The organism is Serratia sp. 14-2641, from assembly GCF_001692375.1.
Taxonomy (GTDB): domain Bacteria; phylum Pseudomonadota; class Gammaproteobacteria; order Enterobacterales; family Enterobacteriaceae; genus Chania; species Chania fonticola_C.
Genome location: NZ_LXKR01000063.1, coordinates 1 through 7,047 on the forward strand (window position 1 = coordinate 1; position 7,047 = coordinate 7,047).

The following is a 7,047-nucleotide window of genomic DNA, read 5'->3' on the forward strand; positions in this document are numbered from 1 at the left end:
ACTCAGATGCAGGAACAAATGACTCAGGAACTGAGTAAGCAGTTTTCAGACGTGTTGGTTGAGGTGAAAAAGGCCATCATTGCACTGGATTTGAATCTCGTACCGGCACACGAATAAGGGCACCATGAACGTTATCATCCCACCCAAAAGGCGCGACGGCGGCACCAGCTTTATGAAGCTGGTTGGCTACCTGAGTCTGCGGGATGAGAAAAAATCTGATGACGTTATCACGCCTGAAAAGATTGAAAAGCCCACATCCCGCTCCAGCCAGGCCATTTTTGACCGCCTGGTAGACTACGTTGAACGTCGCGACGAATTCTCACCCATGCAGGTCATCGAGAGCTTTCCTGATGGACGAGAGCAAGTCATTGTCGGTGGCGTTGAATGCGAAACAAATTGTTTTTCACTGGAGACTGCAGCAGCGGAAATGAATATGGTTGCTGCACAAAATCGTCACTGCAAAGACCCTGTCTATCATTTCATTTTATCCTGGCAAGCGGATGAAACGCCTACACCTGCTCAGGTATTTGACAGCGCGCGTCATTGCCTGGAAAAGATGGGAATGGGGCACCACCAGTTTGTGACCGCTATCCACCGTGACACCGACAATATTCACTGTCATATCGCGGTTAATCGAGTGGATCCGGAAACGTACCGTGCGGCTAATTTGTGGAATGATGCCGATACGCTGCAACAGTGTTGCCGTGTCCTGGAGAAGCGATTTGGTTTCAAACAAGATAATGGTAGCTGGGTGTGGGGTGATAACAACACGTTGCATCGCGCCCCTTGGCGTTTTAAGAGTGTTCCACAAGGTGCAGCCAAGCGGGAGATCTTCTCTGATAAGGAAAGTCTGTATCATTATGCTGTTCGTCAGACACGCACCCAGATAACTGATGCCATTAAAAACAAGACGGCCAGCTGGAATTATTTTCACCTCTTGATGCATGCGAATGGTCTAGGGTTTCGTGAACAGTCGGGCGGGTTGGTGATATACGATCTGGAACGACCAGACATCATGATGGTCAAGGCATCGGATGTTCACCCTACATTGGCAAAATCCAGACTTGAACCTTATTTAGGTCCGTTTGAAGGCCCTCCTTCTTTCGACTCTGGTGACCTGGAAGAGGGCGGCTATGCGATATATAACCGCTACCAACCTGAATTCCATGTGCGCGATCGTGATGCCAGAAAAGAGCGTCGAGAAGAGCGTGCTGCTGCACGAGATGATCTCAAATTGCGTTACCAACACTATCGCGGAGAATGGGTCAAGCCAGACTTGAACGTGAAGACGCGTCATCAAGAAATTGCCGCACACTATCAGGCTATGAAAGGTGATGTTCGGCACAGTTATCCTGATCCCCTGTTGCGCAAGCTGATGTATCGGGTGGCCGAGTTCGAGCGCATGAAGGCGACGGCTGAGCTGAGAATTCAGATCCGAGAGGAACGTAAGACCCTGTTTGAATCTGGGCAATATCGACCATTATCTTACCGTTCCTGGGTGGAACGCGAAGCCTTAACGGGTGATGTTGCCGCAGTTAGCCAGCTGCGAGGATGGGCTTACCGTGAGAAGCGAAAAGCCAGGACTTCTGCCCCTAATAAACATAAAGACACTGTATTGGTGTTTGGCGCCGCTGACGATTCACCGTTGCTTGAACGGTCTACCCATGCAACCCGCTTACACCGGAACGGTACAGTTGAATATCTGCGGGATGGGGTTGTCGGTGTGGTAGATCGTGGCGACCAGGTTGAGATTAAGCCCGGGTTTGAGGATTACGACGATACGGCGAATTACCACCTGGCTGCAGAGATTGCTGGTGCCAAAAGTGGCGAGCGTGTGGAGGTTGTGGGTGATGACGATTTCGTTGACCGCGTGCTGATCGAAGGATGCCGCCTGAATTACCAGCAGGAAAAAGAGGTATTCCGGCCAACAGATAATTGGCAGCGTGGTCGCTCTGAGGTTTTGGAGCATCGCCATGTTCGACCAGAGATGGGTTATGACGACCCGGCAGCATCACGACAAACTGATGATCGCGAGGATGATGCACCAACAGTGGATTCGTATTGGGGACCACGTCCTTAAACAGAGCTTCAACATGCAGTAAATTGAGAGTAAAGAGAGATAATTAATGTAAATCATTGTGTTAGGCGCTGATTGCACAGGGGTGAAGGCCTGTACAACCAGCTAACCACAACAACCTGAACAGGAGGCTGCCATGGCTGCCATCGATCCTAGCCAATTTAAGGCATTACACAAGTATTTTCCGGCTTTAACCCTCACTCAATTGGCCACCGCTTACATGTACTCGACAGGAATTCCTGTGGGAACCATCGCACAGCTTCGGGGTGTATCGGAGGACACTGTCAAAGACTCACTCAAAGCGGCGTGTAATCGAATGCAGTTAACGTCGATATCCGCAATGGGAACAGCGATTCAACTCAAGTTAAATCTTGAGTTATTAATCGCCATTGACTCAATTCATTTAAACTGAATTTATAGCGCACAGTAAAAACCTTATGTCAACCCCCTTTTAAAGGGGGTTTCGCATTTTAGGAGAAAGGATTACTCTCGCCATAATTATTTAGAAGAAGTAGGAAATTATAATAAATGACAGATAAGTCACAGTGGAAATCAGCCCAGACTGTTATTGAAATGACTCCTGATGTTAATCGGCTACTAACTCAGGCCGCAAAGCGGTCTGGTCGCAGCAAGGTTAAAGAGGCATCAATACGGTTGACTGATCATCTAAAAACAGTGACTGATATTGCAGTGCCTGGTCGCCGTTTTCTTTCCGATGAATCCAAGTAGCATTACATAGAGATCCAACACCAGGGAACTCTATTTTTAGTTTGTTTAAGTAATAATAAAAAGACATTGCGTTAATCCTTAGGGGTTTCTTTTACCTGGAATCTAGCGATTTTTGGGTGTTAGCCCGTGAGTTATTTCCACGAACTAATAATTCACCCGTTGGGGTGGGGTGCCTGTGGCCTTATTTATACGGGTGGTGTCCGCTATTTAACAATTTTGGAAAGTCGGACAGCATTCTGTAACTGTTTAGACCCTTATGCAAAAAATGCAATGTATCTATGGGGGAGACCTGCCTGTAGAGAAGATTAGCACCACCCGTGAAAGCGGGAACACTGGGCGTGAACGGGCAACACTGGCAGGGCAGGGATGCTGACGCAAAAGAGATTTGTGCAAGTCCATTCGAACGAGTGGGCTTGCCCGAACTGTTGTTGATATTCAGATAAGGAGATGTTGATGGCAAAAGGAAAATCAAACGCACTGCAAAAGTATGTATGTAATTTATCCGAGCCATTTACACTTGTTGAACCTGATATAAGTAAAGTAAATAGAAAGCGTAAGCGAGTTAGGCGCGACACATTATTTTATTTAGGTAAAACAAAAGTGCAGGTAAAGAAAAAGCACAGACCGGTATCCCTAGAAGTAAAAACCGCCCCCCCAATTTCCCGCTCTAGACCTTGTGAACGCGCAGTCGCGTGTTCAGACATTCTTTGTCGCAAGTCTGCCGAGTGGTAGCCACTTCCATTGTTATTCAGCTTGTCGTCTGACTTTTTCACCTAATCCCACGGCGTAATTGAGGTGACTCTATTGAAAATATTCCTCCCCGTTGCCCTGGCGCCGGTGGTGTTAAGTGGGTGTGCTATCAGCACCCCTGCACCACCGCGCGTTCCGGCACAAGAATTTGTGACATCATTGATACAGGAGCAAATACCGATTATCCAGCAGGCTCAAGCGGATCTGGCTCAGGCTAGCAGAATTCGTTTGAAACCTGCTCCGGCCGCTCGTGAGTCAGTGCCAGTGGCTGCTACACCGTCGCATCGCCGGCCAGATACTATTCAGCCCAAAGCGTTGGCAGGCCAGCCGGTGCCTACTTTACAGGCCATCCGCTATCTCGGAGAACGGCCGGCCAGTTTGGCGCTTGCAAGAGCGGGAAACGCTACAACGCTTCGACAAGCTATGCGTCAGATTACTCCAGCTGGATGGCAAGTTTCTTTCTCTCAAGAGCTTAAACCCGATGCACGGATATCGTTGCAATGGCGTGGTAACGATCAGTGGCCGTTTGTACTGGATGAAGTGCTGCAGCAGCAGGGGAAGGTGGGGTTGATCGATTGGCAGGCACAACGGATTTCCGTCGCGGCCAAGTCTGTCGAGTTTACCCCTGGAGCAGTAGCAGCAAAAACGCCTAACACCGTATCGGTATCTCCGTCTACAACCCCAGCTATCACCAATAAAAAGGACGCGGTGAGTTCTGGTCGTAATCCATTTGGTGGTAGCCAGTCGACGACAACGTCGACCCCGGCAGCAGCGGTTAAACCCACAGCATCGGTGACGTTACCCAAGACGATTATTAAGCCGAAAGTCTGGAGGATTGAAGCGGGTAGCACGCTGAAAGATACACTGTTCAGTTGGGCCGCCGCTGAGAAGTGCTCTACTCCAGGTGTGGCTAACTGGACTGTAGCCTGGCTGACATCAGCAAATTACCGTATTGATGCACCGCTCCAGTTTGACGGGAATTTCCGTGATGCGTTGAACAGTCTGTTCACCTTGTACGGTACGGCGCAGGTGCCGCTGTATGCCGGTGTTCGTCAGGCACAGTGTGTGATTTCGGTGGATGACAAAGAGATCCACTGATAACCCGTCGCTTGATTTAACGACTCGTGGCTATTCTCAGCAATCTCAATTTTGGGAGGCATTCCGATGAGTTATCGCGGAAGAGCAAATCTTGCCGTGTGGATATTCTGCTCGGTGATCTGGGCCTGTGTGATCTGGGGAGTTCTTCGATGATTTACTGGTTACTTTCGGTGTTTCTGGGACTTCTGGTATGGGTCAACATATCACCCCATGATCAAACAGCTGCGCAGCTGCAGGACAGCACGCTGAGTCAGCGCGCGATTCAAACCGTTCGTTACATCAATGACATCAATGACTGGCGCTATAACAACCCTTCGCAAAAAGACGGTGTGATCCCCGACAGCGCCTTCGGCTGGTCATCCCTACCTGAATTACACAATGTGCTGCAAGCTGACCGAGTGTATGTCTACCAGCCGGACCAACCTGGGTTGATGACCGCGTTGTTGGCACAGAGCCGGCATTCAGCGCTGGTTGGAAAGGTCGTCGGAAGACGTCTGATCGACAGCTTTGGTAATGACATGCAGGTTAATGTACCGGACAGCATTGCTGACGGCAGTCTGGTGTACCTCAATTAACCCCCTTATCACCAATGACCAACAATACTCACCTCCAACTGGAGCCTTTTGATGAACTCAACCGTACCCATTATCACGCGATGTGGAAGAAAATACCGCCCGGCGTCATCGGGAGGCCGCACCCTTAACGATTTGGACGACGAGGTCGAGGCTCTCGAGTTGGAATATATCGAGGAGGAGGAACAGGTGCTGCGTCTACGGGTCTTGCGGGCACGTGTCGCTGCATTACCCTTGCCCCAGCCCTCAAGATTGTTGTCCGCAATAGATACCCTGCTGGCCTCTCACTATGACGAAATGGGGGATAGGAAGACCCGGCGTGAACTGGAGTACCTGATACACATCGCACTGAGAGAGAAGGTCAAAGCCCGCCGTGCAGGGGCCAGCACACAGACGTTGGCGGCACTGGCAACCACTATCCATTACTGCCGATTGGAGTTGGAGGATATCCCCCATACGGTCTTGGACATCATCTTCCATGAATTATCCTGGCGCATCGTTCTGTGGTTTGTTGTTTTCATTTTAATTGGCATGATTATATTCATTTAGCCAACACAGCAGAGTGATTCTACACGACATCAGAATCACCGCCTGAAATGAGGTGGCTTAAATGTAATCAGCGAGCCATATTTGCGAACTTTAAATCCATTTTTCCTTTTCTGCAGAGAAAACGGGTTCTTCAACGGAAGGCCACCGTATTGAAGGTTTAAACTGAATATTTCTTTTCTCGGTGTCTTTCTCTTTCCTTCAAAAATTATTTCAGCCCCATAATTCATTAATGCTTTAACCATTTTCTCTCTACGCCTATGGTCAATAACATGTGAAGCGATAGTGACTTCTTTAACACTTGGGGTTAACGCTAGTAGTAGCAGTGATACAAACCTCTCAATAAGCAGCGTTTCCTCCTCATCCTCAGTTAATGTGCTTTCTATGGTGGCATTATCATTGGTTTCTTTTTTCTGAAAGAAACTCGCATCCACATGAACAGATAACGAGTTAAAAATCATGAAAAAATAGACATTGTCCAACTTTGATGAAACATAAAACCTCATAATTTCAAAAGGTAAATGAAGTGACAGTATGCTAAGCAGTGACATTAATAGAAGAAATAACTCAATGTCCATGCGTATATAATGGAACCAATAACTGGCACCTAACCATGTCGACAAAAAAAACGTAACCACCATCAATACAAATATGAGGCTGGAGCAATAATATTTTTGGAAAAAACCAACGTCTGATGTGAAACGTTTTCGAGAGAGGTAAGCCAGAAAACAAAATAAAGCAAAGAAAGTGACAGGAACGACCAACTGTACAGAAGGGATAAGGATCGTTGAGATATTGATCGTCATAAGTACCTATTTAATGAACATATTGCCCTGGCATAACACCACCATGAGTCAGCACTGGCAGGTGTGGCCTTTAACCGGACCACCATAATATCAGCGAATAACACCAACCTCAGCGAAAAACGTCACGCACTTCAGTTTCCATAATCTTATCAAGGCTTTCTATGAAAAAACACCTCCCCCTAACCGGGCTGGCGGCGACATTGTGTTTGCTGCTGTCCGGCTGTGCGCCGCTTGAGCGTATCGACAAGATCGACAACATGGTCTCACAAGACGAAAATCGGGCAGATAAGCATCTGCATGCCCTTAAAAAGGGTTCTGTGGTGCGTGACTTAACCTCCCAGTGGATTAACCCTTACCCGTTAAATGCCCAGCCAGGCAGCAATAGCTTACTGCCACCTTGCGCAGTGGCCATCAATCGGCCTGGGAGCATCACGCTGGCAGAAGTCAGCGCCTTTATCAGTAAACGTTG

8 protein-coding genes and 1 pseudogene are annotated in these 7,047 nt (G+C 48.3%); 8 read left to right on the forward strand and 1 reads right to left on the reverse strand.

Features of this window, described 5'->3' with window-relative positions:
* Window positions 1–124: 124 nt before the first annotated feature.
* The 7 genes from traI (at window position 125) to A6U95_RS21180 (ending at window position 5,775) form a co-directional block, all read left to right on the forward strand.
* Window positions 125–2,080: a TraI/MobA(P) family conjugative relaxase gene (gene traI / locus A6U95_RS21160; protein WP_065685897.1), complete on the forward strand. Its 1,956-nt coding sequence runs from the start codon at window positions 125–127 to the stop codon at window positions 2,078–2,080.
* Window positions 2,081–2,213: 133 nt separating this feature from the next.
* The gene (locus A6U95_RS21165) at window positions 2,214–2,489 is read left to right on the forward strand and encodes a hypothetical protein (protein ID WP_065685898.1); all 276 of its coding nucleotides are present in this window, start codon (window positions 2,214–2,216) and stop codon (window positions 2,487–2,489) included.
* A 116-nt stretch (window positions 2,490–2,605) separates the two neighbouring features.
* Entirely contained in the window at window positions 2,606–2,806 is a 201-nt protein-coding gene (locus tag A6U95_RS30100; protein WP_074423389.1) for a TraY domain-containing protein, read from the forward strand.
* A 453-nt stretch (window positions 2,807–3,259) separates the two neighbouring features.
* Entirely contained in the window at window positions 3,260–3,538 is a 279-nt protein-coding gene (locus tag A6U95_RS30825) for a hypothetical protein (RefSeq protein ID WP_139102428.1), read from the forward strand.
* 72 nt (window positions 3,539–3,610) lie between these two features.
* Entirely contained in the window at window positions 3,611–4,654 is a 1,044-nt protein-coding gene (locus A6U95_RS30410) for a toxin co-regulated pilus biosynthesis Q family protein (protein WP_139102429.1), read from the forward strand.
* A gap of 149 nt (window positions 4,655–4,803) precedes the next feature.
* Complete coding sequence (gene pilM / locus A6U95_RS21175; protein ID WP_139102430.1) at window positions 4,804–5,229, forward strand: type IV pilus biogenesis protein PilM; 426 nt, start codon at window positions 4,804–4,806, stop codon at window positions 5,227–5,229.
* Window positions 5,230–5,280: 51 nt separating this feature from the next.
* The gene (locus A6U95_RS21180) at window positions 5,281–5,775 is read left to right on the forward strand and encodes a hypothetical protein (RefSeq protein WP_059202269.1); all 495 of its coding nucleotides are present in this window, start codon (window positions 5,281–5,283) and stop codon (window positions 5,773–5,775) included.
* Between the two features lie 35 nt (window positions 5,776–5,810).
* Here A6U95_RS21180 and A6U95_RS21185 read toward each other — a convergent pair whose 3' ends face one another.
* On the reverse strand, window positions 5,811–6,578 hold the full coding sequence (locus tag A6U95_RS21185; RefSeq protein WP_065685901.1) for a hypothetical protein: 768 nt from the start codon (window positions 6,576–6,578) through the stop codon (window positions 5,811–5,813).
* A 161-nt stretch (window positions 6,579–6,739) separates the two neighbouring features.
* Between A6U95_RS21185 and A6U95_RS21190 the strand changes: the two are divergent.
* Window positions 6,740–7,047 (forward strand): annotated as a pseudogene (locus tag A6U95_RS21190) (PilN family type IVB pilus formation outer membrane protein); the annotation flags it as partial.

Bases quoted from the DNA above. Each gene is read 5' to 3' on its own strand.
- traI (WP_065685897.1), top strand. From the start codon at position 125: ATGAACGTTATCATCCCACCCAAAAGGCGCGACGGCGGCACCAGCTTT.
- A6U95_RS21165 (WP_065685898.1), top strand. From the start codon at position 2,214: ATGGCTGCCATCGATCCTAGCCAATTTAAGGCATTACACAAGTATTTT.
- A6U95_RS21185 (WP_065685901.1), bottom strand. From the start codon at position 6,578: ATGACGATCAATATCTCAACGATCCTTATCCCTTCTGTACAGTTGGTC.
- A6U95_RS30825 (WP_139102428.1), top strand. From the start codon at position 3,260: ATGGCAAAAGGAAAATCAAACGCACTGCAAAAGTATGTATGTAATTTA.
- A6U95_RS21180 (WP_059202269.1), top strand. From the start codon at position 5,281: ATGAACTCAACCGTACCCATTATCACGCGATGTGGAAGAAAATACCGC.
- pilM (WP_139102430.1), top strand. From the start codon at position 4,804: ATGATTTACTGGTTACTTTCGGTGTTTCTGGGACTTCTGGTATGGGTC.
- A6U95_RS30100 (WP_074423389.1), top strand. From the start codon at position 2,606: ATGACAGATAAGTCACAGTGGAAATCAGCCCAGACTGTTATTGAAATG.